Annotated in this window: 22 protein-coding genes; 10 read left to right on the plus strand and 12 right to left on the minus strand. The window is 65.8% G+C overall.

Annotated features, from left to right (window positions below; translation table 11 throughout):
- Positions 1–68: 68 nt before the first annotated feature.
- Genes H2052_RS06300 through H2052_RS06310 form a run of 3 tightly spaced genes read left to right on the plus strand, consistent with a single transcriptional unit; the run spans position 69 to position 1,727 of the window.
- The gene (locus tag H2052_RS06300; RefSeq protein ID WP_293779267.1) at positions 69–692 is read left to right on the plus strand and encodes a hypothetical protein; all 624 of its coding nucleotides are present in this window, start codon (positions 69–71) and stop codon (positions 690–692) included.
- Positions 692–1,093 carry a hypothetical protein gene (locus tag H2052_RS06305; protein ID WP_293779269.1) on the plus strand — a complete coding sequence of 134 codons (402 nt, stop codon included), beginning with the start codon at positions 692–694 and terminating at the stop codon, positions 1,091–1,093. Before H2052_RS06300 ends, H2052_RS06305 begins: the two co-directional genes overlap by 1 nt.
- 4 nt (positions 1,094–1,097) lie before the next feature.
- Positions 1,098–1,727 carry a glutathione S-transferase family protein gene (locus H2052_RS06310; RefSeq protein ID WP_293779271.1) on the plus strand — a complete coding sequence of 210 codons (630 nt, stop codon included), beginning with the start codon at positions 1,098–1,100 and terminating at the stop codon, positions 1,725–1,727.
- On the opposite strand, the gene H2052_RS06315 is transcribed toward H2052_RS06310, so the two are convergent.
- The 6 genes from H2052_RS06315 to H2052_RS06340 form a co-directional block, all read right to left on the minus strand.
- Entirely contained in the window at positions 1,728–2,222 is a 495-nt protein-coding gene (locus tag H2052_RS06315) for a DUF1254 domain-containing protein (protein WP_293779273.1), read from the minus strand.
- Positions 2,219–2,794 (minus strand): DUF1214 domain-containing protein, encoded by a 576-nt coding sequence (locus H2052_RS06320; protein ID WP_293779275.1) that lies wholly within the window; start codon positions 2,792–2,794, stop codon positions 2,219–2,221. Before H2052_RS06320 ends, H2052_RS06315 begins: the two co-directional genes overlap by 4 nt.
- Before the next feature lie 40 nt (positions 2,795–2,834).
- A complete protein-coding gene (gene ppdK / locus H2052_RS06325; protein WP_293779277.1) occupies positions 2,835–5,501 on the minus strand; it encodes a pyruvate, phosphate dikinase in 2,667 nt (888 codons plus the stop codon).
- 49 nt (positions 5,502–5,550) lie between these two features.
- Complete coding sequence (gene glyS, locus H2052_RS06330) at positions 5,551–7,830, minus strand: glycine--tRNA ligase subunit beta (protein ID WP_293779388.1); 2,280 nt, start codon at positions 7,828–7,830, stop codon at positions 5,551–5,553.
- Positions 7,830–8,696: a glycine--tRNA ligase subunit alpha gene (locus H2052_RS06335; RefSeq protein ID WP_293779278.1), complete on the minus strand. Its 867-nt coding sequence runs from the start codon at positions 8,694–8,696 to the stop codon at positions 7,830–7,832. The genes glyS and H2052_RS06335 overlap by 1 nt, the downstream gene beginning before the upstream one ends.
- 79 nt (positions 8,697–8,775) lie before the next feature.
- Complete coding sequence (locus H2052_RS06340) at positions 8,776–11,901, minus strand: autotransporter domain-containing protein (protein ID WP_293779280.1); 3,126 nt, start codon at positions 11,899–11,901, stop codon at positions 8,776–8,778.
- Positions 11,902–12,137: 236 nt separating this feature from the next.
- Here H2052_RS06340 and H2052_RS06345 point away from each other — a divergent pair, with 236 nt between their 5' ends.
- Positions 12,138–13,652 carry an AMP-binding protein gene (locus H2052_RS06345; RefSeq protein WP_293779282.1) on the plus strand — a complete coding sequence of 505 codons (1,515 nt, stop codon included), beginning with the start codon at positions 12,138–12,140 and terminating at the stop codon, positions 13,650–13,652.
- A 50-nt stretch (positions 13,653–13,702) separates the two neighbouring features.
- Here H2052_RS06345 and H2052_RS06350 read toward each other — a convergent pair whose 3' ends face one another.
- On the minus strand, positions 13,703–14,479 hold the full coding sequence (locus tag H2052_RS06350; RefSeq protein ID WP_293779284.1) for a PEP-CTERM sorting domain-containing protein: 777 nt from the start codon (positions 14,477–14,479) through the stop codon (positions 13,703–13,705).
- 192 nt (positions 14,480–14,671) lie between these two features.
- Here H2052_RS06350 and H2052_RS06355 point away from each other — a divergent pair, with 192 nt between their 5' ends.
- The 6 genes from H2052_RS06355 to H2052_RS06380 all read left to right on the plus strand — a co-directional run bounded on the left by H2052_RS06355 (position 14,672) and on the right by H2052_RS06380 (position 19,846).
- The gene (locus tag H2052_RS06355) at positions 14,672–15,598 is read left to right on the plus strand and encodes a TraB/GumN family protein (protein ID WP_293779286.1); all 927 of its coding nucleotides are present in this window, start codon (positions 14,672–14,674) and stop codon (positions 15,596–15,598) included.
- Between the two features lie 119 nt (positions 15,599–15,717).
- The gene (locus H2052_RS06360; RefSeq protein WP_293779288.1) at positions 15,718–16,335 is read left to right on the plus strand and encodes a 50S ribosomal protein L25/general stress protein Ctc; all 618 of its coding nucleotides are present in this window, start codon (positions 15,718–15,720) and stop codon (positions 16,333–16,335) included.
- 42 nt (positions 16,336–16,377) lie between these two features.
- On the plus strand, positions 16,378–16,959 hold the full coding sequence (gene pth / locus H2052_RS06365; RefSeq protein ID WP_293779290.1) for an aminoacyl-tRNA hydrolase: 582 nt from the start codon (positions 16,378–16,380) through the stop codon (positions 16,957–16,959).
- A 4-nt stretch (positions 16,960–16,963) separates the two neighbouring features.
- Positions 16,964–18,064 carry a redox-regulated ATPase YchF gene (gene ychF, locus H2052_RS06370; protein WP_293779291.1) on the plus strand — a complete coding sequence of 367 codons (1,101 nt, stop codon included), beginning with the start codon at positions 16,964–16,966 and terminating at the stop codon, positions 18,062–18,064.
- Between the two features lie 37 nt (positions 18,065–18,101).
- Positions 18,102–19,346 (plus strand): ectonucleotide pyrophosphatase/phosphodiesterase, encoded by a 1,245-nt coding sequence (locus H2052_RS06375; RefSeq protein ID WP_293779390.1) that lies wholly within the window; start codon positions 18,102–18,104, stop codon positions 19,344–19,346.
- A gap of 53 nt (positions 19,347–19,399) precedes the next feature.
- Complete coding sequence (locus tag H2052_RS06380; protein ID WP_293779392.1) at positions 19,400–19,846, plus strand: MaoC family dehydratase; 447 nt, start codon at positions 19,400–19,402, stop codon at positions 19,844–19,846.
- A 4-nt stretch (positions 19,847–19,850) separates the two neighbouring features.
- Here H2052_RS06380 and H2052_RS06385 read toward each other — a convergent pair whose 3' ends face one another.
- Genes H2052_RS06385 through petA form a run of 5 tightly spaced genes read right to left on the minus strand, consistent with a single transcriptional unit; the run spans position 19,851 to position 23,975 of the window.
- A complete protein-coding gene (locus H2052_RS06385; RefSeq protein WP_293779293.1) occupies positions 19,851–20,390 on the minus strand; it encodes an adenine phosphoribosyltransferase in 540 nt (179 codons plus the stop codon).
- On the minus strand, positions 20,387–21,253 hold the full coding sequence (mtnP, locus tag H2052_RS06390; RefSeq protein ID WP_293779295.1) for an S-methyl-5'-thioadenosine phosphorylase: 867 nt from the start codon (positions 21,251–21,253) through the stop codon (positions 20,387–20,389). Before mtnP ends, H2052_RS06385 begins: the two co-directional genes overlap by 4 nt.
- 15 nt (positions 21,254–21,268) lie before the next feature.
- Positions 21,269–22,102, minus strand: a complete 834-nt coding sequence (locus H2052_RS06395) for a cytochrome c1 (protein ID WP_293779297.1) — start codon at positions 22,100–22,102, stop codon at positions 21,269–21,271.
- Positions 22,103–22,115: 13 nt separating this feature from the next.
- The gene (locus H2052_RS06400) at positions 22,116–23,405 is read right to left on the minus strand and encodes a cytochrome b/b6 (protein WP_293779299.1); all 1,290 of its coding nucleotides are present in this window, start codon (positions 23,403–23,405) and stop codon (positions 22,116–22,118) included.
- A 6-nt stretch (positions 23,406–23,411) separates the two neighbouring features.
- A complete protein-coding gene (petA, locus tag H2052_RS06405) occupies positions 23,412–23,975 on the minus strand; it encodes a ubiquinol-cytochrome c reductase iron-sulfur subunit (RefSeq protein WP_293779301.1) in 564 nt (187 codons plus the stop codon).
- Between the last annotated feature and the right edge of the window lie 95 nt (positions 23,976–24,070).

Raw genomic sequence — 24,070 nt, forward strand, 5'->3', positions numbered from 1 at the left:
TGTCTCCTTGGATTCGGCGGCGACCGCGCTATCAGTTCGGAAGGGCGACGCCAAGCAAGGACAGGATCATGGCCATCGACATCACCGCGCTGCTGACATTCGGCCTGCCCGGCCTTGTCGTCGGTCTCGCGCTCGGCTGGGCACTATTCCGCGGCACGGCAAAGCTGGAGCTGCTGCAGGCCCAACACGATCAGGCAGCATCCCGGCTGGCAAGCGCCGGCGCGGAGATCGCGCGGCTGGAAAAGGACCTCGCCTCCGCCCGCGATCAGGTGAAACCGCTTGCCGACGAGGTCGACCGGCTGCGCCGCGAAAAGGCCGCACGCAAGGCTGAAAGCGCGGGCACCCCGCCGCCCGCCGACAGTGCGCCAAGCACGGCGCCGCTCCCCGGAATTGGCTGGAAACCGGGCCGCAAGCTGCCGACTTTCCTCGAAGCACCGATCGGCCCGACCGACGACCTCTCGCTCTTGAAAGGTGTCGGCCCGCGCCTCGCCGCGCGGCTTCGCGAGATCGGCATTTTCTATTTCGCGCAGATCGCGGACTGGAGCCCCGAAGAGGTGAAGCTCGTCGACGCGAAGCTCGACAACTTCCGCGGCCGCATCGAAAAGGACCATCTGATCGAGCAGGCGAAGCTGCTCGCGAGCGGCCGTCTCACCGAATACGAAGCCCGTTTCGGCAAGCTCGGCAGCGAGTGATGCGCACCGCCCTGATCGCCCTTCTCACCACCCTCGCGGCGTGCGGCAGCGCCCCCGAATCCGCGCCCGCAGAGAAGACTGCGGCGGCAACGCCGCAGCCTGCCGCCGAACCCGCCGTGCCATTGCCGCCACCGCCGCGCTACGTGGGGCGCTGGGCGGAAAGCGCCGACCAGTGCACCGAGGGCTGGTGGCGTTTCTGGAACGACGAACTGCTCACCAAGGCCGACCTGCGCTGCGACATCCTTCCACCCGATGCGGCGAGCGCCGACGAGAAGCGCCGCATGGTCTGCCAGTCTGAAGGCAAGTGGTCGCGCGAGGAATGGGCCCTCGCCTACCCGGCAGCAGACACGATGACGGTGTCGCGCGATGGTGGCGCCCCGATCACCTTGAAGAAATGCTGACCCGATGAAACTGTGGCACTGCGCGGGTGCGCGCTCCTTCCGGCCGCTCTGGTGTCTGGAGGAGATGGGGCTTGCCTACGACCTCCGCCTGATGGCGTTCCCGCCGCGCTTTACCGAGCCCGATTATCTGGAGCTCAACCCTTTCGGCACCGTGCCGACCTTCACCGACGGCGAGACGCTGATGACCGAGTCGACCGGCATCTGCCACTACCTCGCCGAGCGCTACGGCCCCACGCCGCTCGCGGTGCGATCGGATGAGCCCGACTACGGTCGCTATCTCAACTGGCTCTACCAGTCCGACTCAACGCTCACCTTCCCGCAGACGCTCGTGCTGCGCTACGGCGTGTTCGAGTCCGAAGAGCGGCGGTTGCCGCAGGCGGTGGAGGACTACACGCGCTGGTTCTTCTCGCGCCTGAAGGGCGCCGCGCGGCTGCTCGGCGATAGCGACTATGTTGCGGCGAACCGCTTCACCATCGCCGACATCGGCTTCGCCTACGCGCTGCGGCTTGCCGAAATCCTGCAGCTCGGCGCCTTCCCCGAAAACGTCGCGGCCTACTGGGCGCGGATGCAGGCGCGGGAGGGTTACCAGCGGGCGATCACGCGGGAAGCCGGGGCGAAGCTCTTCATTTCCTGATTATGCGGGTGCGCAGGTGCTGCGGCGGCGGAGTGTATCGATCGCCGCAAGGTCTTCGGCGTCGGTGACGAGGATGCGGATGAGGGCGATGCCCTTGCCGCCCGGGACGGCGAGCGATCCGCCTGTGCCGTCTTTCGAGAGCGTCAGCGCGTAGCGCCCGGTGGCGGTGCGGTCGTTCACCGAGAAGATGTTGTCGGTGTTCGCATCGAAAACCGAAAGCGACCAGTAGCGCTGCGGCGGCACGAACGCATCGATCGCGACCGGCCCCTTCGCCAGATCGAACACGCAGATGCTGTAGGCGAGATCGGGGCTGGGGCGCACCACGAATCGGCTTTCGGCGTTCGGAAGCCCCTGATGCCGCATCACGTTGACGCTGCCCGCGCCGAGCGTCTCCATCGCCTTCGCCATGATGACATGCGGCGTCGCCCACAGCGCCGCCACATAGGCGAGCGCGGCAACGAGCGCGGCGAGGAGGATCGGACCGAGCCACCTCATGCGCACGAGACCTTCTCGATCGTCGGCAAATGCGCAGGGTCCGGGCGGCCGATGATCGCGGGAGCGGGATTATAGGCGCGCAGCGTGAGCGCGAAGTGACCCTGCCCGCCGGTCGGCAGCCAGTCCTCCCCCTCGCCCGACGGTCCGACATCGAAGGCGAACGCCCCCGGTCCCGTGCGGGGCACATTCCGCATATGGAAGCTGAACCGCTGCGCCGCGTTCGCCACGAGGAAATGGTCTGCGCCGTAAAGCGTGATGCTCCACCAGCGCGCCTTCGGGTCCACGCCGCTCACGCGGTAGCGGCACCGCCCGTCGAGCGGCGCGCCAGCGCTGTCTTCCTCGGCGTTGAAGTAGATGGCTTCCTTCGCGGAAAGCGCGAGCAGACCCGCTATGGCAACGGTCGCACGTGTTCTGAGGTCGGCATCGGCGGAGCCGGTGACGGCGGACGTCGCCCACGGCCCCGATTTCGCGGATCCGGCGCCAAGCCCGCCGCGCACGGAAAGCCACGCGCCGCCGAGACCCAGCGCGAGCCCCGCGACAATTGCCAGCAGCCATTTGCCCCACCGCTTCATGCCGCCAAGCATGACACACGGCGGCGCTATGCCAACTCGCTTATTTGCTGGCCCGAAGCGCCGCCTGTGCCGCCGCAAGGCGCGCGATCGGCACGCGGTATGGCGAGCAGCTGACATAATCGAGCCCGGTCTTCTCGCAGAACGCGATCGACGCGGGATCGCCGCCATGCTCGCCGCAGATGCCGAGCTTCAGCTCCGTCCGCGCCGCGCGGCCGCGCTCAGCCGCCATGCTCACGAGCTGTCCGACGCCGTCCACGTCGATGCTGACGAACGGATCCTTCGGCAGCACGCCCTTGTCGACGTACGCCGAGAGGAACTTGCCCGCGTCGTCGCGGCTGATGCCGAGCGTCGTCTGCGTCAGATCGTTGGTGCCGAACGAGAAGAACTCGGCCTGCTCCGCAATCTCGCCCGCCATCAGCGCGGCGCGGGGCAGCTCGATCATCGTGCCGACGAGATAGTCGAGCCGCTTGCCGCTCGCGGCAAACACTGCCTCTGCTGCCTTGTCGACCACGGCTTTCATCAGCTCGAACTCGCGTGTCGTCATCACGAGCGGGATCATGATCTCCGGCACCACCGCTTCGCCCGTCTCGTCGGCGACGGTGAGCGCCGCCTCGATGATGGCGCGCGCCTGCATCTCGTAGATTTCGGGGTAGGTGATGCCGAGGCGGCAGCCGCGATGGCCGAGCATCGGGTTGAACTCGTGCAGCTCCGAAACGCGGCGCTTCAGCACGTCGATCGAGACGCCGGAGGCCTGCGCCACCTCCTGGTAATCCTCCTCGCGGTGCGGCAGGAATTCGTGCAGCGGCGGATCGAGCAGGCGGATCGTCACCGGCAGGCCCGCCATGATGCGGAAGATTTCCGCGAAGTCGCTGCGCTGCTCGGGAAGCAGCCGTTCAAGCGCCGCGCGGCGGCCCTTTTCGTTTTCCGACAGGATCATCTGGCGCACCGCCGTGATGCGCGCGGGATCGAAGAACATGTGCTCGGTGCGGCAGAGCCCGATGCCTTCCGCGCCGAACTCGCGCGCCACCGCGCAGTCGGCGGGGGTTTCCGCGTTGGTGCGCACCTTCATGCGGCGGACCTTGTCGGCCCACACCATCAGCGTGCCGAAATCGCCCGCGAGCTGCGGCTGGATCGTGGCGACCTTGCCCGCCATCACCTCTCCGGTGCCGCCGTCGATGGTGAGCGTGTCGCCTTCGTTGAAGCTGCGACCGCCGATGCGCATCACGCGCTCTTCCATGTTGATGCTGAGCGCACCCGCGCCCGAAACGCAGGGCCGCCCCATGCCGCGCGCCACGACCGCCGCGTGGCTGGTCATGCCGCCGCGCGCCGTCAGGATGCCGCGCGCCGCGTGCATCCCGTGAATGTCCTCAGGCGAGGTTTCGACGCGCACGAGGATCACGTCCTCGCCAAGCGCGGCGAGCCGCTCCGCCTCGTCCGCATCGAAGGCGATGATGCCCGATGCCGCGCCGGGGCTCGCCGGAAGCCCCGTCGTCACCACGTCGCGCGACGCGGCGGGATCGAGCGTTGGGTGCAGGAGCTGATCGAGCGCGCCCGGCTCGACGCGAAGGATCGCCTCCTCCTGCGTGATGAGGCCTTCTTCGGCCATATCGACCGCGATCTTCAGCGCCGCCTTCGCGGTGCGCTTGCCGCTGCGCGTCTGCAGCATCCACAGCTTGCCGCGCTCCACGGTGAACTCGATGTCCTGCATGTCGCGGTAGTGCGTTTCGAGGAGGTCGAAGACGCGCGCCAGTTCCTGATACGTCTCGGGCATCGCCTCTTCCATCGAAGCCGCCTTCGCGCCCGCCGTCTCGCGCGCGGCCTTCGTCAGGTACTGCGGCGTGCGGATGCCCGCGACGACGTCTTCGCCCTGCGCGTTGATGAGATATTCGCCGTAGTAGGCGCGCGTGCCGATCGCGGGATCGCGCGTGAAGGCGACGCCCGTTGCCGAAGTATCGCCCATGTTGCCGAACACCATCGCCTGCACGTTCACCGCCGTGCCCCAGTCCGCCGGGATGTCGTTGAGGCGGCGGTAGACCTTGGCGCGCTCGGACTGCCACGAGCCGAACACCGCCGAAATGGCACCCCACAACTGATCCATCGGATCCTGCGGGAATGGGCGGCCAAGCGCCTCTTCCACCTTCGCCTTGTAGGTACCGACGAGGCGCTGCCAGTCTTCGGCGGCAAGATCGGTATCGAGGTTGACGCCCTTGTCTTCCTTGGCGATCTCCAGCGCGTCTTCGAAGATGTAATGGTCGATGCCGAGCACGACGTCCGAATACATCTGGATGAAGCGGCGGTAGCTGTCCCACGCGAAGCGCGCGTCGCCCGAAGACGCCGCCAGCCCCTCGACCGTCGCATCGTTGAGGCCGAGGTTGAGCACGGTATCCATCATGCCCGGCATCGAAACGCGTGCGCCCGAGCGCACCGAGACCAGCAGCGGATCGCCGCTATCTCCGAAGCGCTTGCCGGTAATGCCTTCGATATGCGCGAGGCCCTTCGCGACCTGCTCGCGCAGCGAATCCGGAAAGCTCTCGCCCGCCTCGTAATAATGCGTGCACATCGCCGTGGAGATGGTGAAGCCGGGAGGCACGGGCAGGCCGATCGAGGCCATGCCGTCGAGATTCGCGCCCTTGCCGCCCAGCAGATTCTTGTCGCCCTTTCCGCCATCGGAAACGCCGCCACCGAACCTGTAAACCCACTGCGTCATGATCGCTCGCTTCCTTGTTTATCGTCGGCGGGAGGGGAGACGCCCGCCGCTACCCCTCAATCCTTGAAAAATCGGCAACGCGGTGCACCGCGGCGCGCACCCGCTCAAGCAGCGCGAGACGGAACGCGCGCTTGTCGGGATCGGCATCGTTGACGGTCACGTCCTCGAAAAACGCGTCGATCGGCGCACGCAGCAAGGCGAGCGCCGCCATCGCGCCTTCGAAATCTTCGGCGGCGACGGCAGCCTCGGCCTTCGGCGCGGCAACGCCGAGCGCCGCGATCAGCGCAGCTTCGGCGGGTTCGGGCGTGTAAGTGGGCGCGTCGGGCGCTGAAGGAAGCTCACCCTTCTTCGCCTCGGCCTTCAAGATGTTCGCCGCACGCTTGTAGCCTGCGAGCAGATTGGCGCCGTCGTCCGTGCCGATGAAGGCCTGAAGCGCCTTCACACGCGCAAGCAGGCGGACGAGATCGTCCTCCCCGCCGAGCGCGAACACGGCATCGATCAGGTCGTGGCGGACACCGGCCTCACGCTGCTGGACTTTGAGACGGTCAGCAAAGAATTCAACAGCGTTTTCCGGAAAGACCACTGGCTGCGGCAAGAAAAAGGCAATTTTTCCTACCAAATCACTCAGTGCAAATGAACAATCCCGAGGAACGGGTTCTCGCAGAGCCACGAACAACTCATTGTCGAAGCGCCCTTCGTAGTTTTCCGGGGATGAAATTGGCGACGTCTTATAGAAAATTCTATCTTGCTCTAAAGCGGAATGATCCAGCTCAAGCCTATACGCAAACAGGCCACGTTCATAAGTCACATCAATCCAATGACGAATGTGCCGATCGAAAAGCCTCTTCAATGAGAACCGTAACCCGCGCTCAATATAACGGATAGAGCCAAGTGCGCTCCGCCTAAGCGCGAAAGGATCCTTTGAACCGGTTGGCTCTTCTAGAATACCAAAGAACGCTCCGACACTGTCCAGCTTATCCGCCAAACTCACCGCCACCGTCACTGGCGCGGTCGGCACGTCGTCGCCCTGCCCGACCGGCTTGTAGTGATCGCGGATCGCGTCGGCGACGGCATCCGGCAGTCCCTCTTCGCGGGCGTAGTAGCCGCCCATCAGGCCTTGCAGTTCGGGGAACTCGCCGACCATGCCGGTGGTGAGGTCGGCCTTGCACAGACGCGCCGCCTGTTCGGCGAGGTCAGCATCCGCGCCTTTGACGATGCCTTCCTCGACCAGCCAGCGCGCGAGCTTCGCCACGCGCTCCACCTTGTCCGCGACCGTGCCAAGCTTTTCGTGGAACACGATCTCGGAGAGCTTCGCCGCATGGCTCTCCAGCGTCTTCTTCTTGTCCTGCTCCCAGAAGAAACGCGCATCCGAAAGCCGCGCGGCAAGCACCTTCTGATTGCCCGCGACGATCGACGCACCGCCGTCGCTCGCGACAATGTTCGCAGTGCAGACGAATGCCGGAGCGAGCTTGCCCGCCATGTCGCGGCACACGAAATACTTCTGGTTTTTCGCGGCGGTGAGCTGGATCACCTCCGGCGGCACATCGAGGAACGCCGGATCGAAGCGCCCGAGCAGCGGCACCGGCCATTCGGTGAGGCCCGCGTTCTCCTCGGCAAGCGCCGCATCCGCCACCAGCTGCAGCCCCGCGTCCGCCGCAAGCCGCTCGGCGGTGTCCGCGATGATCCCCGCGCGCTCTTCCGACGACACGATCACGTGTGCGGCGCGGAGCTTCGGCGCGTAATCGTCCGCGTCCGCAATCTCGATCGCGCCGGAGGACATGAAGCGGTGGCCGAGCGTCGTTCGGCCCGAAGCGACGCCCGCGATCTCGAACGGCACCACCTCGCCGCCCAAGAGCGCAACGATGCCCTTCAGCGGCCGCACCCAGCGCAGCGATTCGGTGGAGAGGCTCGCCTCGCCCCAGCGCATCGATTTCGGCCACGGGAAGGCGCGCACCACGGCGGGCACGGCCTGCGCGAGCACGTCCGCCGTCTTGCGGCCGGGCTTGGCGATCACCGCGAAGTAGACCCCGTCCCGCTCTTCGAGCTGGTCCTGCGTCAGGCCGGTCTTGCGGAGGAAACCTTCGAGCGCCTGCGGCGGCGCGGAGGTGCGCGGGCCTTTCAGCTCTTCCGACACCGCCTCGGTCTCGGCGGGGAGCCCACGCGCGATGAGCGCGACGCGGCGCGGCGTCACGAAGGTTTCGATCGCTTGCGCCTTCAGCCCCGCGCCCGCGATCTCGGCGGCAAGCAGCCGCGCGAGGTCGGCGGCGGCCTGCCGCTGCATCCGCGCCGGGATTTCCTCGCTGAAAAGTTCGAGCAGGAAGTCGGCCATCATGCCGTCTCCAGCCAGTGGTTGACCTTCATCCAGCTTTCGCACGCCCCCTTGGCGAGGTCGCGCACGCGGCCGATGTAGGCCTGACGCTCGGCGACCGAGATGACGCCGCGCGCATTCAGAAGATTGAAGATGTGGCTCGCCTTGATCGCCTGTTCGTAGGCAGGGAGCGGCAGATCATTATCCAGCAGCGTCCGGCACATGGCCTGCGCGTCCTTGAACTGGCGGAGCAGCGCCTCGGTGTCCGCGTGTTCGAAATTGTACGCGCTCTGCTGCTGTTCGTTTTGCAGGAACACGTCGCCGTAGGTCACGCCGCGCCCGTTGAAATCGAGGTCGTAGACGTTGTCGACGCCCTGAATATACATGGCGAGGCGCTCAAGCCCGTAGGTGATCTCGCCCGCAACCGGCTTGCAATCGTAGCCGCCGACCTGCTGGAAATAGGTGAACTGCGTCACCTCCATGCCGTCGCACCAGACCTCCCAGCCGAGGCCCCATGCGCCGAGTGTCGGGCTTTCCCAGTCGTCCTCCACGAAGCGGATGTCGTGCTTCGCGAGGTCAACGCCGATCTCGCGCAAACTATCGAGGTACGCGTCCTGGATGTCCGCAGGGCTCGGCTTCAGGATCACCTGGAACTGGTAATAATGCTGCAAGCGGTTCGGGTTCTCGCCGTAGCGGCCGTCGGTCGGCCGGCGCGAGGGCTGCACATAGGCGGCGTTCCAAGGCTTTGGCCCGAGCGCGCGCAGCGTCGTTGCCGGATGGAACGTGCCCGCACCCATTTCCATGTCGTAGGGCTGCAGGATCACGCAGCCCCGGTCACCCCAAAAACGCTGGAGCGTAAGGATGATCTCCTGAAAACTGAGTGCCACGCGCGTCCGCCCTTCGCAGGTGCAAAAAAGTCGGGACGGCTCTAACGGGCGCAGGCCCTTCCGGCAAGCATCACGGTCCTCAGAAGTGCATCGCCAGCGACATGGTGAGCGCGTCGTTGGCGTAGCCCGAGCCGCCCTCGCGGTCGTAGTTGACGCCGAGCGCCGTGCGTCCGCCGACGTAGTTCGCGCTCGCGCCCGCGCGCCACCCGCTGTCGAGCGAGGATTTCGATTCGAGGTAGAACGCCGCGCCCGTCGCCACGAACTGGCCCTTCGTGCCGATCACCTGATCGCCGGCGAGCCGGTAGATGTAGGCGCCGCGCATCTCCAGCCACAGCTCGCCGTCGCCGAGCGGGATGCCGTAGCCGAGCGCAAGCTTCGAGGTGCCGCGCACGAGGTCGAACGAAACGCTTTCGATATCGAGGTTGAGCGCGTCGGCGCCGTCCTCGGTGTAGCCGTCCTGCTTCACCTTCAGCAAATTGATGTTGTTGCTGGGCGTAACGCGAAGCCGCTTGCCGAGCGGCATCTCGTAGCCGACGGTGAGGTTGCCCGAAAGCTGCGAGCCCGAGAACTTCGCCTTAGCCTCGCGGTCCAGCCCGCCGAAGGTGATGACGCGGCGACTGCGATAGTCGTTCATCGCATAGCCGGCGGTCGCATCCACGAACAGGCGGCCGAAGCGGATCGTCGTGTAGATGTCGCCCTGCAGGTTCTTCACGACGAGCGGGCTGTCCGCAAGCCCGTCCGGATCGACCTCGCTCGAAATGTAGCTGAGACCGACGCCGACTGCGGCCTTTTCGCCCATGAGCAGGTCGCCGCCGACGGTGAGGCCGTAGGAGTTGCCATCGAAGGCCGGGTCGTTGTCCCGCTCCTTCTTGCTGAAGAAGTTGCCGGTCTGCTGGATCCACACGCCGAAGCGTGCGCGCTCCACCGCGTCGATGCCGCCACCGTGGAACGACTGGCGGATCGTCTGCATCCGGTGGCCGAGCACGCCGAAGCCGGCGTCCTGATTGGCGATGAGCACGCGTGCTGCCGCGCTGCCGAACGTCGTCGGCGTCATCTGGCGCACGGCGGCCTGCACAGCGGCTTCGTCGCGAAGCGCATTGACCGCGCTCGTCAGCGCCTGCTCCTCGGCGAGCGCCCCGATCGAGGCTTCGTAGACCTTGCTGTATTCGGTGCTGAGGCCAAGCTCGCCGCCACCCTTGCGCCGAAGGTCGATGCTGATCGAGTCGGCGTCCACGGTCACGTCGTCGACGGCGTAGATATAGGGCACGCTGTCGGCGGTAAGGATCGTGTCCGGATGGTCGGTCGTGAGGCCGCCGCCTGCGGTGACGACGTTGATCGTCCGCTCGCCCGCCAGCAGATCGGTGATGTTGAGCTCGATCGCGCTCGTGCCCGTGAAGCTCGCCGCGCCCGCGACATTGATGCCGGTGAAATCCGTGCCGACGTCGAGGACGATCTTCGAGGCGCCGGACGCGTTCAGGCTCTGCAGGCCGAGGCTGTCCTGCCCCGAAAGGTCAAGCGTGCCGCCGGTCATGCCGAGCGCGAGCGTGCCGCCGGTCGCGGAGAGCCCGCCGGAAACCGTGCCGCCGCTGATATTCAGCGCGTTGCTGCCGCCGCCGAAGCTGATCGCGCCGGTGATCGTCCCGCCTGAGACGTTCATCGTGTCGCTGCCCGCCCCAAGGCGCACCGCACCATCGATCGTGCCCGAATTGTTCAGCGTGACAGCGCCTGCGTTCGCCAAGGTGTCGATCGCGTAGGCGGCAACGTTGTCGCCGCTGAAGCCTGTCGCGTCGATCGTGCCGCTGTTGGTGATCGCGGAGACGTTTCCGGCCGAATAGATGCCGTAGGCGGTGCGGTTGTTGCCGTTCGCCGTAACCTCGATCGTGCCGCTGTTCGTCACCGAAGTCACCGCCGCGCCCGAATCGACGCGGATGCCGTAGGCGTTGCCGCCCACGCCGAAGCTGCCGTCGCTGTTCGCGGTGCGATTGCCGCGCACGGTGATGCGGCCGCCGTTCACGATATCGGGCGCGATGCCGCCGTCGCCAACGCGGATGCCGCTTGCCGCCGCATCGATCGCGGAGGCGGTGATGCTGGAGCCCGACTGGTTGTTGATGCCGCCGCCGACGCTCGCCGTGAAGCCGTTGCCGCCCACCACGCGAATCGCATCCGTCTCGCGGCCCGATGTGCTGCCGCTCGCCGTGATCGTCGAGCGGTTGACGATGCCGTAGGCGTCTGCGCCCGTGCCGACATTGCCGACGACGGTGTTCGCCGTGCCGGTCGCGCCGGGCGACACGAGGATCGCCGGCGCGCCGCCGAGCGCCGCCACGGTGCCCGCGACGAGCGTGTGCTTGGTGGTATCGACATCGGCCGGCGCGACGCGGTTGCCGTTCGCATCCACGTAGTAGCGGTCGTTGACGAAGCCGCCGCCGACCGTGCCGGAAATGAGCACGCTCGCCTTGCCTGAGACTGCGGGTACGATGTCGCCGTCCGACTCCGTCGTCTGCGCGACGCCGGTGCCGATGGTGCCCGCGTTCGCAATGCCCCCGCCGACCGCGCCGGTGATCGCGAGCCCGGTACCATCCGCGCCGGTCGCGGAGACGCCGCCCGTCACCTTCACGTTGCCGGTGACTTCACCCGACACGGAAACCGCAGTGGAGCGCGCGCCCGTCACCGAAACGCCGTTCACGCCGAGGTTGCCGTTGAGCCGCGAGGTCACGGAAACGCCGTAGGAGTCCGTGCCGCCCACCGTGATCGAACTGGCGCTGCCGCTCACCACGTTGCCGGTGAACGTGCCCGTGCCGCCGATCAGCAGGCCGACGTTGTTGGTGCCGACGGCGTCGCTCGCGCCTGTGCCCGTCACCTGGATCGTGCCGTTGTTGGTGATCGTGCCCGAAAGCCCGCCGCCCGGCGTCACCACCGCTACCCCGGTGCCGTTCGACTGCGTCGTCGTCTTTACCGTGCGCGAGGCGTTCACCGTCACGCTGTTGCTGGAATCGACCGTGATCGCCGTGCCGCTCGAAACGTCGACGGTGCCGTCGACGATGACGTTGCCTGGGCCGCTGTTCGCGTTCGATGTGGTGATCGCCGTGTTGCGCGTGCCCGTGACGGTCAGGTCCGCCGCGGTCGCCGGTCCGGCGGCAAGCGCGATCAGGGAGACGCCGGTGCAAATGTTGGCGATGAAAGACGAGGTGACGCGGGACGTGTTCATGGGGCCCTTTCAGATACTGCCAGCAGCACCACGCATGACCAGTAGCCCACCCCACTCGGGCCACCGGAACGCCGCACGATACCGCCTCCCTGGCGCTTTGAAACGCTTAGTGGCGGATAGGGCCAAGCCCTGTCGTCGTCAATGGTCCGGCCCCTGCCCGCCTACCTGACGAAGCCGTCAGCGTGTCTTTGTGCAACAGCTTTTGGTAGCGTTGCCGCGGGAGGAGCAGAACCACCATGCATCCATATGTTTTTGCCGAAAAGACCCCGGACAAGACCGCGATCATCATCGCCGAAACCGGCGAAGCGCTCACTTATCGGGCGCTCGAGGCGCTTTCGAACCGGGTCGCGCAGCTGATCCGCGCGCACGGTCTGAAGCGCGGCGACGTGATCGCGCTGATGATGGAAAACTGCCTGGAGTTCATTCCGATCTGCTGGGGCGCGCAGCGGTCGGGCATTATCTTTACAGCGATTTCGACCCGGCTCGGGTTCGACGAGGCGCAATACATCATCGCCGATTCAGGGGCGAGAATGCTGTTCGCAAGCCCCGGCCTCGCCGACGTTGCCGCAAGGCTCGAGGTACCCGGTGCACGGTTCTCGGTGGGCGGCGCGATTTCCGGCTTCGAAGACTTCGGCGCTGCCGTCGCGGCGATGCCGGACACGCGCATCGCCGACGAATCGCAGGGCCGCGACATGCTCTATTCGTCCGGCACCACCGGCCGCCCGAAAGGCGTCATCGGGCCGCTCCCCGAAGGGCCTGTCGACGAGGTGAGCCCGCTCTTCATGCTGACGAAGATGATCTACAGTTTCGACGAGAACATGATCTATCTGTCGCCCGCGCCGCTCTATCATGCAGCACCGCTGCGCTATTCAATGTCGGTGCACCGCGTGGGCGGTACGCTCGTCGTGATGAAGAAGTTCGATCCGGAGCGCTATCTCGCGCTCGTCGAACAGCACCGTGTCACGCACACACAGCTCGTGCCGACGATGTTCGTGCGGATGCTGAAGCTGCCTGACGAAATCCGCGCGCGGTACGACCTCTCCAGCCTCCGGGTGGCGATCCACGCCGCGGCGCCATGCCCCGTGGAGGTCAAGCGCCGGATGATCGACTGGTGGGGGGAGACGATCTACGAATATTATGCATCCACCGAAGGCACCGGTTTTTGCGCGGTGAGCCCGCAGGAATGGCTGAAGAAGCCCGGCACGGTCGGCCGTTCGCTGCTCGGCGAGATTCGCATACTCGACGAGGAAGACAATGTGCTGCCGCCGGGACGCGAAGGCCGCATCTATTTCGCGGGCGGCGGCGAGTTCGCCTATCATAACGATCCCGAGAAGACGAAAAGCGCCCAGCACGAGGAGCACGGCGCCACCTTCGGCGACATCGGCTACATCGACGAGGACGGCTACCTCTTCCTCACCGACCGCGCCGCCTACATGATCATCACGGGCGGCGTGAACGTCTATCCGCAGGAAGCCGAGAACGTGCTCGTCATGCATCCCAAGGTGGCCGACGTTGCTGTGTTCGGCATCCCGCACGAGGAGATGGGCGAGGAAGTGAAGGCGGTGGTGCAGCCGCGCGATTGGGCCGATGCGGGGCCGGACCTTGAAGCCGAGCTCATCGCCTTCGCCCGCGCCCACCTCAGCCATGTCAAATGCCCGCGCTCGGTCGATTTCGAACAGGAGCTGCCGCGGCACGATACGGGCAAGCTCTACAAGCGCCTGCTGAAGGACCGTTACAGTCAGGTCCAGTGAAAAAGGGGGGGCCGAAGGCGCGCCCCCTTTTTCACAACGACCGTCTGCGCCTATTTGCGGCGGCGTCGCAGCGCGCCTACCCCTGCGAATCCAAGGCCCAACAGGCCCAGAATCGCCGGTTCGGGCACGTCGACGGGCGGGTCGGGATCGGGGATCACGACGTCCTCGGTGAGACCGGCGTAAAGCACCTGACTCTGGCTATAGTTGTAGAAACCGAACGAGCCATTGCTGAACGCCCCAATGCCCGCATCGAGCACCGTTACGCTGATCTCGAGAATGTCGTTGACGTAAACCTCAATGAGGTTCGGAAGGAACACGAGGTCGAACGTATACTCGACATTATCGACCCAGCCCGTCGAGCCGAGATTCGCGCCCCGCGCGATCTCCGAGACGACACCATCATGGTTCCAATAGTCATCGCTCGGCGTGCTCGCTCCGGCGCCGGTCACGCGGGAAAGCGCGAGGCCGTCGCTCGCGAGACCTTGATCGCCCTGCTTCCAGTCGATCAGGATAAAATCGGCCGATGCCGAGTTGATTTCGCCGTCGCTGTAGCCGAGCACGAAGCCGACGAAATCATTATCACCGTCGGCGCCCACCTTGATTGTTCCCGAAAGTGCCGTGCCTTGGGCGTTGGCGCCGTCCTTGAAGAAGATTGTCGGCTCACCGTTGATGGTCTGCAGCACGGCGTCATTGCCGGCCTGCACCACCCAGTTCGCCGAACTGCTGTTGTTCAGGGTGTCCCACTGCCAGTCTGACAGGTCCACCGGCGCAGCCAGCGCGGGCGTTGCCGCAAGTGTCACCACTCCGGCGAGAAGTACCAAACGCATTTTCCGTCCCCTTCGTTACGGACGCGAACCTGTTTCACGCCACCGGACGAGGGGATGCAGGATTGGTGCCAAGGATTAATTCTCACATATTTTCAAAGCGCAAATAATATTCCAGAAGGAAATTTATTTCCGTAATGTAAGAAATTTCGACACCTTCTGGCGTAACGCAAAGCCTGCTCCTATGTTCGCACCATGCTATCAAGACTTTGCGCGGCTCTCGGCGCCCTCATCCTGATCGCCTGCACGGGAGAAGCCCCCGGCAGTGCACGGAACGAAACGCCGGCAAGCACGCCGGGCACCGTCGTGGCGGCAGCGGGCCCCGCGCTCTGGGCGGTAAAGGATGCCGATACGACGATCTATCTGTTCGGCACGATCCATATGTTGCCCGAGGGCACCGACTGGATGCGGCCCGCCATCGCCAAAGCCTTTGACGCCTCCGACACGCTCGTACTCGAAGTGCTTGGCACCAACGACGCGAAGGCGACGACCCCCGTTATTCTGAAGATGGGCTACACGCCCGGACTGCCCCCGCTCGCCGAGCGCGTGCCAGCGGGCGAGCGGGACGAGCTTGCCGCAGCGATCACGCACGCCGGTGTCCCTGTCGCCGCGCTCGACGCAATGGAAACCTGGCTCGCCACCATGTCGCTCTCAACCGCGCGCATCCAGAAGCTCGGCTACGGCATCGAAGGCGGCGTCGAATACCAGCTTTCCACGCGCGCCGCTGCGCAGAGGAAGCGCATCGAGGGGCTGGAAACGATGGCCGAGCAACTCGGCTTCTTCGATACGCTGCCCGAGGCGGAGCAGCGCACATTGCTCGTCAACTCGCTTGACGACATCGACGATATCGATGCCGTGATCAAAAACGCCGTGAACAGCTGGGTCGTGGGCGACATCGACGCCGTCGCCGATTTGCTCGAAGACGACACGCGCGATTCGCCCGGCCTCGCCAAGCGCCTCCTCACCGACCGCAACCTCAGCTGGGCGAACTGGATCGAAAAGCGCCTCGAATCCACTCCAGGCACGGTGTTCGTCGCCGTCGGCAGCGGGCACCTCGCGGGCAAGGACAGCGTACAATCGATGCTGGAAGCGAAGGGCCTGAAGGTCGAGCGGCTGAACTAGCGCTGCGGTAGCCCCGAATCCCTTGCGTTTCCGCGCTTCGGCGTGTACGGGCACCGCTTCCCGAGCGGCTGGTCATCCCTGGAGGCGGCCGCGGGGATTGAACGAATGGAGATATACAGATGAGTGAAGCGCTGAAGCTCGCGGCTGAAGCGCGCGACCGGGCAGGCAAGGGAGCCTCCCGTGCAATCCGTCGCGAAGGCCGCGTACCCGCCGTGATTTACGGCAACAAGAAGGAACCCGTGCAGGTCCACGTCGAGGCGAAGGCCCTCGTGAAGCTGCTCCAGACCGGACACTTCCTCAGCTCCGTGGTCGAGCTGGAAGTTGGCGGCAAGACGGAGCGCACGCTCCCCCGCGATGTCCAGTTTCACCCGGTCACGGACCGTCCGATCCACGTCGACTTCCTGCGCCTGTCCAAGGATGCGCGCGTCACGGTCGCGGTTCCGGTGCGCTTTACCGACGACGAAGAATCGCCCGGCATCAAGCGCGGCGGCGTTCTCAACATCGTCCGCCACGAAGTCGAGCTGGTCTGCCCCGCCGACGCGATCCCGGACGAGATCGTAGCCTCGCTGAAGGGTCTCGATGTGGGCGAGTCGCTGCACATCTCCGCCTTCAATCTGTCGGCAAACCTGAAGCCGGTGATCGACGACCGCGACTTCACCGTCGCCACGATCGTTGCGCCGTCGGCGCTGCGTTCGAGCGAGGATGCGGAAGCCGCCACCGAGGGCGAAGCGGCCTGACCTTAAGACGCCCGGCCTTTGCGCCGGGCGTTTCTTAACGCGATGCAGCTGTTCGTCGGCCTCGGCAATCCGGGGAGCGACTATGCGCTCCACCGGCACAACGTCGGCTTCATGGCTGCCGATGCGATCGCCGACGCCCACCGCTTCGGCCCATGGACGAGGAAGTTCAAGGGCCTGATCGCGGATGGCCGCATCGGCACCGAGCGTGTCCTGCTGCTGAAGCCGCAAACCTTCATGAACGACAGCGGCCGCAGCGTCGGCGAGGCAATGCGCTTCTACAAGCTTGAGCCTGACGACGTGACGGTGTTCTACGACGAGCTCGATCTCGCGCCGATGAAGGTGAAGGTGAAAACGGGCGGCGGCGCGGCGGGCCACAACGGCATCCGCTCTATCGCCGCGCACATCGGCGAGGATTTCCGCCGCGTGCGGATCGGCATCGGTCACCCGGGCGAGAAGGCGCGGGTGACGGGATACGTGCTCGGCAACTATGCGAAGACGGAAATGGAACCGCTTGCGGACCTGCTCGGCGCCATCGCGCGCGAGGCGAAGTGGCTGGCGGCCGGCGACGATGCGCGCTTCATGAGCGACGTGGCGCTCGCCATGCAAACGAACGGAAAGGCCTGATCTGATGGGTTTCAAGTGCGGTATTGTGGGTCTGCCCAACGTCGGCAAGTCGACGCTGTTCAATGCGCTCACCGAAACGGCCGCCGCCGCCGCCGCGAACTTCCCGTTCTGCACGATCGAGCCCAACGTCGGGCAGGTGCCCGTCCCGGACCCCCGCCTCTACAAGCTCGCCGAGATCGCCGGATCGCAGAAGATCATCGAAACGCAGCTGGCGTTCGTCGACATCGCGGGCCTCGTGCGCGGCGCCTCGAAGGGCGAAGGGCTCGGCAACCAGTTTCTCGGCAACATCCGCGAGGTGGACGCGATCGTCCACGTGCTGCGCTGTTTCGAAAACGGCGACATCACACACGTCGACGGCCGCGTCGACCCCATTGCAGACGCAGAAACCGTCGAGACCGAGTTGATGCTCTCCGACATCGAGAGCCTTGAACGGCGCGTCCCCGCCCTCGTCAAGAAGGGGCAGGGCGGCGACAAGGAAGCGAAAATCGCCGGCGCCGTGCTCGGCCGCGCGCTCGAAGTGCTGCAGGAAGGCAGGCCCGCCCGCATGGTGGAGCCGAAGGACGAGGAGGAGGCTCGCGTTCTCGCGCAGGCGCAGCTTCTGACGGCGAAGCCCGTGCTTTACGTCTGCAATGTCGGCGAGGACGAAGCCGCGACCGGCAACGCGCTTTCGCAGGAGGTTGCCGCCAAGGCAAAGGCCGAGGGCGCTGCAAGCGTCGTCATCTCCGCGGCCATCGAAGCCGAGATCAGCCAGATGGATCCGGCCGACCGCCCCGATTTCCTCGCCGACCTCGGGCTCACCGAAACCGGTCTCGCGCGCGTGATCCGCGCCGGCTACGACCTGCTTCATCTTATCACCTTCTTCACCGTCGGCCCCAAGGAAGCCCGCGCCTGGACCGTCGAAAAGGGCGCCACCGCCCCCAACGCGGCCGGCGTCATCCACACCGATTTCGAAAAAGGCTTCATCCGCGCGGAAACCATCGCCTACGATGACTTCGTAAACTTGGGCGGCGAACAAGGCGCGAAGGAAGCGGGCAAGCTCCGCCTCGAAGGCAAGGAGTATCTGGTGAAGGACGGCGACGTCCTCCACTTCCGCTTCAACGTCTAGTCATCGGCCGGTCACGGGAACAAAGGAGATGCACATGATGCAAAATCACCTCCGCACCCTGTTCGCCGCGCTCTCCGTCCTCATCCTCTCCGCCTGCGCGGGCACGCAGCCTCCCGCCACGACGATTGCCGCAGAAGCGCGCGCGCCCGTCACGATCCTCATCTCCATCGACGGGCTGCGGCCCGACTATCTGGATCGCGGCGTCTCCCCCAACATCAACGCGCTCGCGGCTTCCGGCGTGAAGGCGTTGATGCGCCCGTCGTTCCCCTCGCTCACCTTTCCGAACCACCACAGCGTCGTCACCGGGCTGCGTCCGGACCGGCACGGCATCGTCGACAACACGATGGTCGATCCGCGCCGTCCCGAGGTGCGCTTCACGCTTGGCGACGCGCGACAATCGCTCGACCCATTCTGGTGGGATGAGGCCGAGCCGATCTGGGTGACCGCCGAGAAAGCGGGTGTGCGCACCGGCACGATGTTCTGGCCGGGCTCGGAAGTCGCCATCCACGGCACGCGCCCGCAGGACTGGCTGCGCTACGACAAGGCGGTGAGCGGCACGCAGCGCATAAACACCGTGCTCGACTGGATGCGCCGCCCGCCGGCGATCCGCCCGCGCTTCGTCACGCTCTATTTCGACACGGTGGACACCGTGGGCCATGAGCTCGGACCCGACGCACCCGAAACCACCACCGCGCTCGCCGAGGTCGACCGGCTCATCGGCGATCTCGTCGCGGGGCTCAACGCGATCGGGCAACCGGCAAACGTCGTGCTCGTCTCCGACCACGGCATGGGCGCCACTGCCGACGATCGCGTCATCCGCATCGACCGCATGATCGCGCCGGATGTCGGCACCGTCGTCACCGAAGGGCCGCTCTCCGGCGTCAATGCCCTGCCCGGCAAGGACAGCGACGTTGCCGCTGCGCTGCTCGCCCCGCACGACCATATGCAGTGCTGGCGCAAGGGTGCGTTCCCTGCGCGTTTCGCCTACGGCAAAAACCCGCGTGTTCCGGAATTCCTGTGTCTCGCGGCACGCGGCTGGGCAATCCAGGCGCGCGACCGCGAATCTATCCTGAAGGGTATGCACGGCTACGATCCGGCAGAGCCCGACATGGCGGCAGTGTTCATCGCGGCCGGCCCCGGGATCGCGAGCGGCGCCGCGCTCCCGGTCTTCGACAACGTCGACGTTTATCCGCTGCTCACCCGCCTTGTCGGCATCACGCCGGTATCCGCCATTGATGGCCGCGCCGAGACACTGGCGCCCGTGCTGCGGCCAGCGAACTAAACCCCTCCAAAGTGTGAATTTGCCGGAAGGACGTGCGCGTTATGACGGATGCCGTGAAATATCTTGAAGACATGAACGTCGGCGATCGCGCCGCCTTTGGCAGCTATCCGGTGACGCGTGAGGCCGTGATCGACTTCGCCTCGAAGTTCGATCCGCAGCCTTTCCATCTCGACGACGCTGCTGCCGCGAAAACACACTTCGGGCGTCTTTCCGCGAGCGGCTGGCATACGTGCGCGATGACGATGCGCATGATGGTGGAAAACCTCACCGTCGGCGGTCACGCCGGACTTGGCTCGCCGGGCGTTGACGAGATCCGCTGGCTGACACCCGTCTACCCGGGCGACACGCTGCGCGTCGAAACCATCGTCACCGAAGTGCGCCCCTCGCGCAGCAAGCCCGATATCGGATCGGTGCACAGCGACATCACCGTGTTCAACCAGAACGACAGGCCTGTAATGACGATGAAGTCGATCGGGCTCGTGCGGCGGCGGCCCGCGTAAAGGCCTAATGCCCCGCGAACGCCATCAGCGTCACGGGCTCCACGCCGGCCGCACGTAGCCTGTCCGCGCCGCCGAGATCGGGTAGATCGATCGCGAATGCCGCCTGCGCAACGACGCCGCCTGCACGGCGGATGAGTTCAGCCCCCGCGATAGCGGTGCCGCCGGTCGCGATCAGATCATCGACAAGCAGCACGCGTGCGCCCGGCGCGCACGCATCGGCGTGCATCTCCACCCGGTCCTCGCCGTACTCAAGCGCGTAATTGACGCCGATCACCGTGCCCGGAAGTTTGTTGCGCTTGCGGATGAGCAGCACACCAGCGGCCAAACGCGGCGCGAGCGCGGCCGCGAACACGAACCCGCGCGCCTCGATGCCGGCGATGAGATCGAAGGGTCCCGCCACCGCCTCCGCCATCCGATCGATCGTTGCCGCAAAGCCCGCTGGGTCGAGCAGCAGCGTGGTGATGTCGCGGAACAGGATGCCGGGCTTCGGATGATCGGGAATCGTACGGACGAGCGCACGAAGGTCTGCGTTCCGCTCGCTCACTTCAGCACGCGTCCCGCCACGCCGCGTAGCTTTTCCACCACTGGCGCCGGCCAGAGCGCCGGATCGGTGATGATGGCATGATCCAGCGCACGGTCGCAGCCCTGCGAACACGCAGCAGACGGCGCCCACGCCGCTGCGACTGCCGCGACGAGCGCGCGAGCGTTGGCGCTGTTGCCGTGCATCACTTCAAGAATGTCGGCAACATTCGCGCCTTCCTCGGCCGGGCGCCAGCTGTCGTAATCCGTCACCATCGCGACGCTCGCGTAGCAAAGCTCCGCCTCGCGCGCGAGCGCGGCCTCCGGCATGTTCGTCATGCCGATCACGTCGAAGCCCGCCGCCACGTAGGCGCGCGATTCGGCGCGCGTGGAGAACTGCGGGCCTTCCATCGCAAGGTAGGTGCCGCCCGAAACGAACGGGATGCCGAGCGCCTTCGCTGCTTCCGCGACCCGCGCGCCGAGCGGATTGCAGACGGGATCGGCAAGGCTGACATGCGCGACGATGCCATCGCCGAAGAAGGACTTCACCCGCCCGCGCGTCCGGTCGACGAACTGGTCGACGAGCACGAACGTGCCGGGGCTGAGCGCTTCCTTGAACGAGCCGCAGGCCGATAGCGACAGCACATGCGTGCAGCCCGCCGCCTTCAGCGCGGCTATGTTGGCGCGGTAGGGAACCTCCGACGGCGTCAGCCGGTGGCCGCGGCCGTGGCGGGGCAGGAAGACGAGGTCCGCCCGCCCGAGGCGCCCGAACAGCAGTTCATCGGACGGCGCACCGAAGGGCGTATCGACGGCGCGCCATGCGACATCAGTGAGCGCACCCAGGGCATAGAGCCCGCTGCCGCCGATGATGCCGAGCTTGCCCCCCATCGCCCGGTGCCGGGCCTAGTGCTTGATGCCCGCCCAGACCCTGCGATAGCTGAGATAGGCCAGCGTCGTCAGGATCAGCAGGAAGGCGAGCACGCCCAGACCGGCGCGCTTGCGCGATTCCATCTTGGGCTCAGCCGCCCAGGTGAGGAATGCCGCGACGTCCTGCGCCATCTGGTCGACGGTCGGTTCGGGCTGGCCTTCGGCATACGTCACCTGGCCCGCACTGAGCGGCGGCGCCATCGCGATCGCGAGGCTGTGGAAATACGGGTTGTAGTGAAGCGGCGCTTCGGGGCGGCGGTCCGCCGGGAAGTTCGCCGGAACGTCCGCATAACCGCTGATGAGCGAGTAGACGTAGTTCGAACCGTCGTGGCGCGCCTTAGTGATGAGCGAAAGATCGGGCGGCAGCGCGTTGTTGTTCGCGGCGCGCGCGGCGATCTCGTTCGCATAGACGAGCGGAATCCTGTCCGACGCGATGGCGGGGCGCGTCGCCGCTTCACCCGTCTCGGAATTGATCGTCGGAACCTCGACCGCCCAGTTCTTGGCGATCGCCTTCACCTCGGGTTCGGAGAAACCGATCTCAGTGAGATTGCGGAAGGCGATGCGGTTCAGGCTGTGGCAGGAGGAGCAGACCTCCTTGTAGACCTGAAAGCCGCGCTGCAGCTGCACGCGGTCGTAGCCGCCGAACACGCCGAGCCCGATCGGGCCGTCCCACGACCAGTGCACCTGCTTGGGGTGCTCGTGGAAGGCGAGCGTCGGATCGACCTCCGTGGCTTCACGGGGTGCGAGCGCCGCGAACAGCAGGACCACGCAGAAAACGGCGCCGATGGCGATTCCGAAAAGACGAACCATGACGTCGTGTCCCTTATTCGGCCGGCTGCGCCGCCGCCGTGGCGGGCGCGGGTTCAGACTTGCCGAGTACGGCTTCGGCGATCGAGTTGGGCAGCGGGAGCGGCCGCTCGATGCGCGAGACGATCGGCAGGATGATGAGGAAGTGCGCGAAGTAATACATCGACGCGATCTGGCTGATCCGCACCCACGGCTCTTCGGCCGGCTTGCCGCCGCAGATGCCGAGGATCAGCAGGTCGAGCATCAGCACCCAGAACAGCTGCTTCGAGACCGGCTTGAAGCGGTTCGACTTGACGTTTGAACCATCGAGCCATGGCAGGAAGAACAGCAGCAGGATCGCCGCGAACATCGCGAGCACGCCCCAGAGCTTCGCCGGCAGGATGAAGTCGATCGTGAAGGCGCGCAGGATCGCGTAGAACGGCCAGAAGTACCATTCGGGAACGATGTGCGCCGGGGTCGAGATCGGGTTCGCCGGAATGTAGTTGTCCGGGTGGCCGAGATAGTTCGGCAGGAAGAACACGAACACCGAGAAGATGATCAGGTAGACGCACGCGCCGAACAGATCCTTCGCGGTGAAATACGGGTGGAACGGCAGCGTATCGGCCGGGCCTTTCACGTCGATGCCGGTCGGGTTGTTCGAACCCGGAATGTGCAGCGACCAGATCTTCAGGATGACGACGCCCGCGATCACGAACGGCAGCAGGTAGTGCAGGCTGAAGAAGCGGTTGAGCGTGGCGTTATCGACCGCGAAACCGCCGAGCAGCAGCGTCACGATGCTGTCCCCAACCACCGGAATGGCCGAGAACAGGTTGGTGATGACGGTCGCGCCCCAGAAGCTCATCTGACCCCACGGGAGCACGTAGCCCATGAAACCCGTGGCCATCATGAGCAGCAGGATAACAACGCCGAGCATCCACACGAGCTCGCGCGGCGCCTTGTAGCTGCCGTAGTAGAGCCCGCGGAAGATGTGGATGTAGACCACGATGAAGAAGAAGCTCGCGCCGTTGGCGTGCGCGTAGCGCAGCAGCCAGCCGTAGTTCACGTCGCGCATGATGTGCTCGACCGAATCAAAAGCGACGAGCGTGTTCGCGCCGAAGTGCATGGCGAGCACGATGCCAGTGACGATCTGGATCAGCAGCGCGAGGCCGGACAGGACGCCGAAGTTCCACAAGTAGTTGATGTTGCGCGGCACCGGATAGCCTGCGCCCACGCTGTTGTAGACGAGACGTGGCAGCGGCAGGCGCGAATCCAGCCACTGCATGAACGGGTTCTTCGGCTGATAGTGGTTTGCCCAGGGAAAGCTCATCGCCGTTTATCCAATCTGAACGCGCGTGTCGGACGTGAAGGCGTACTCAGGCACTTCGAGGTTCTTCGGTGCCGGGCCTTTGCGGATACGCGCCGCGGTGTCGTAGTGCGAACCGTGGCAAGGGCAGAAGTAGCCGCCGTAGTCGCCGCGATTCTCGCCTTCCGCGGCGCCGAGCGGCACGCAGCCGAGGTGGGTGCAGACGCCGAGCGTGATCAGCCAGTTCGCCTTGCCTTCCTTGGTGCGCTCCGCAAGCGTCTGCGGGTCGCGCAGGTCCGAAACCGGCACCTTGTTGGCTTCGGCGATCTCCGCGGGCGTCAGGTTGCGCACGAACACCGGCTTGCCGCGCCAGTTGACCTTGATGGCCTGCCCGACCGCGACCGGCGCGAGATCAACCTCGATCGAGGCGAGCGCCAGCACGTCGGCGGACGGGTTCATCTGGTCCACGAGCGGCCAGGCGGCCGCCGCAGCGCCAACGCCGACAAAAGCGCCCGTTGCCACATGGATGAAGTCGCGGCGGCGCACGCCTTCATCGGTGATCGGATGACCGGTGGTGTCTTCGACTGTCGTCATTCACTAACCCCGCGAGCGGGAGATATTCGGGCAGGCTCCGCCCGAACGCCCCCTTAGGTTCGATGCTTGGGCGCCTGATAGCCGCCGACACCCCT

Source organism: Sphingosinicella sp., from assembly GCF_013911755.1.
GTDB lineage: Bacteria > Pseudomonadota > Alphaproteobacteria > Sphingomonadales > Sphingomonadaceae > Sphingosinicella.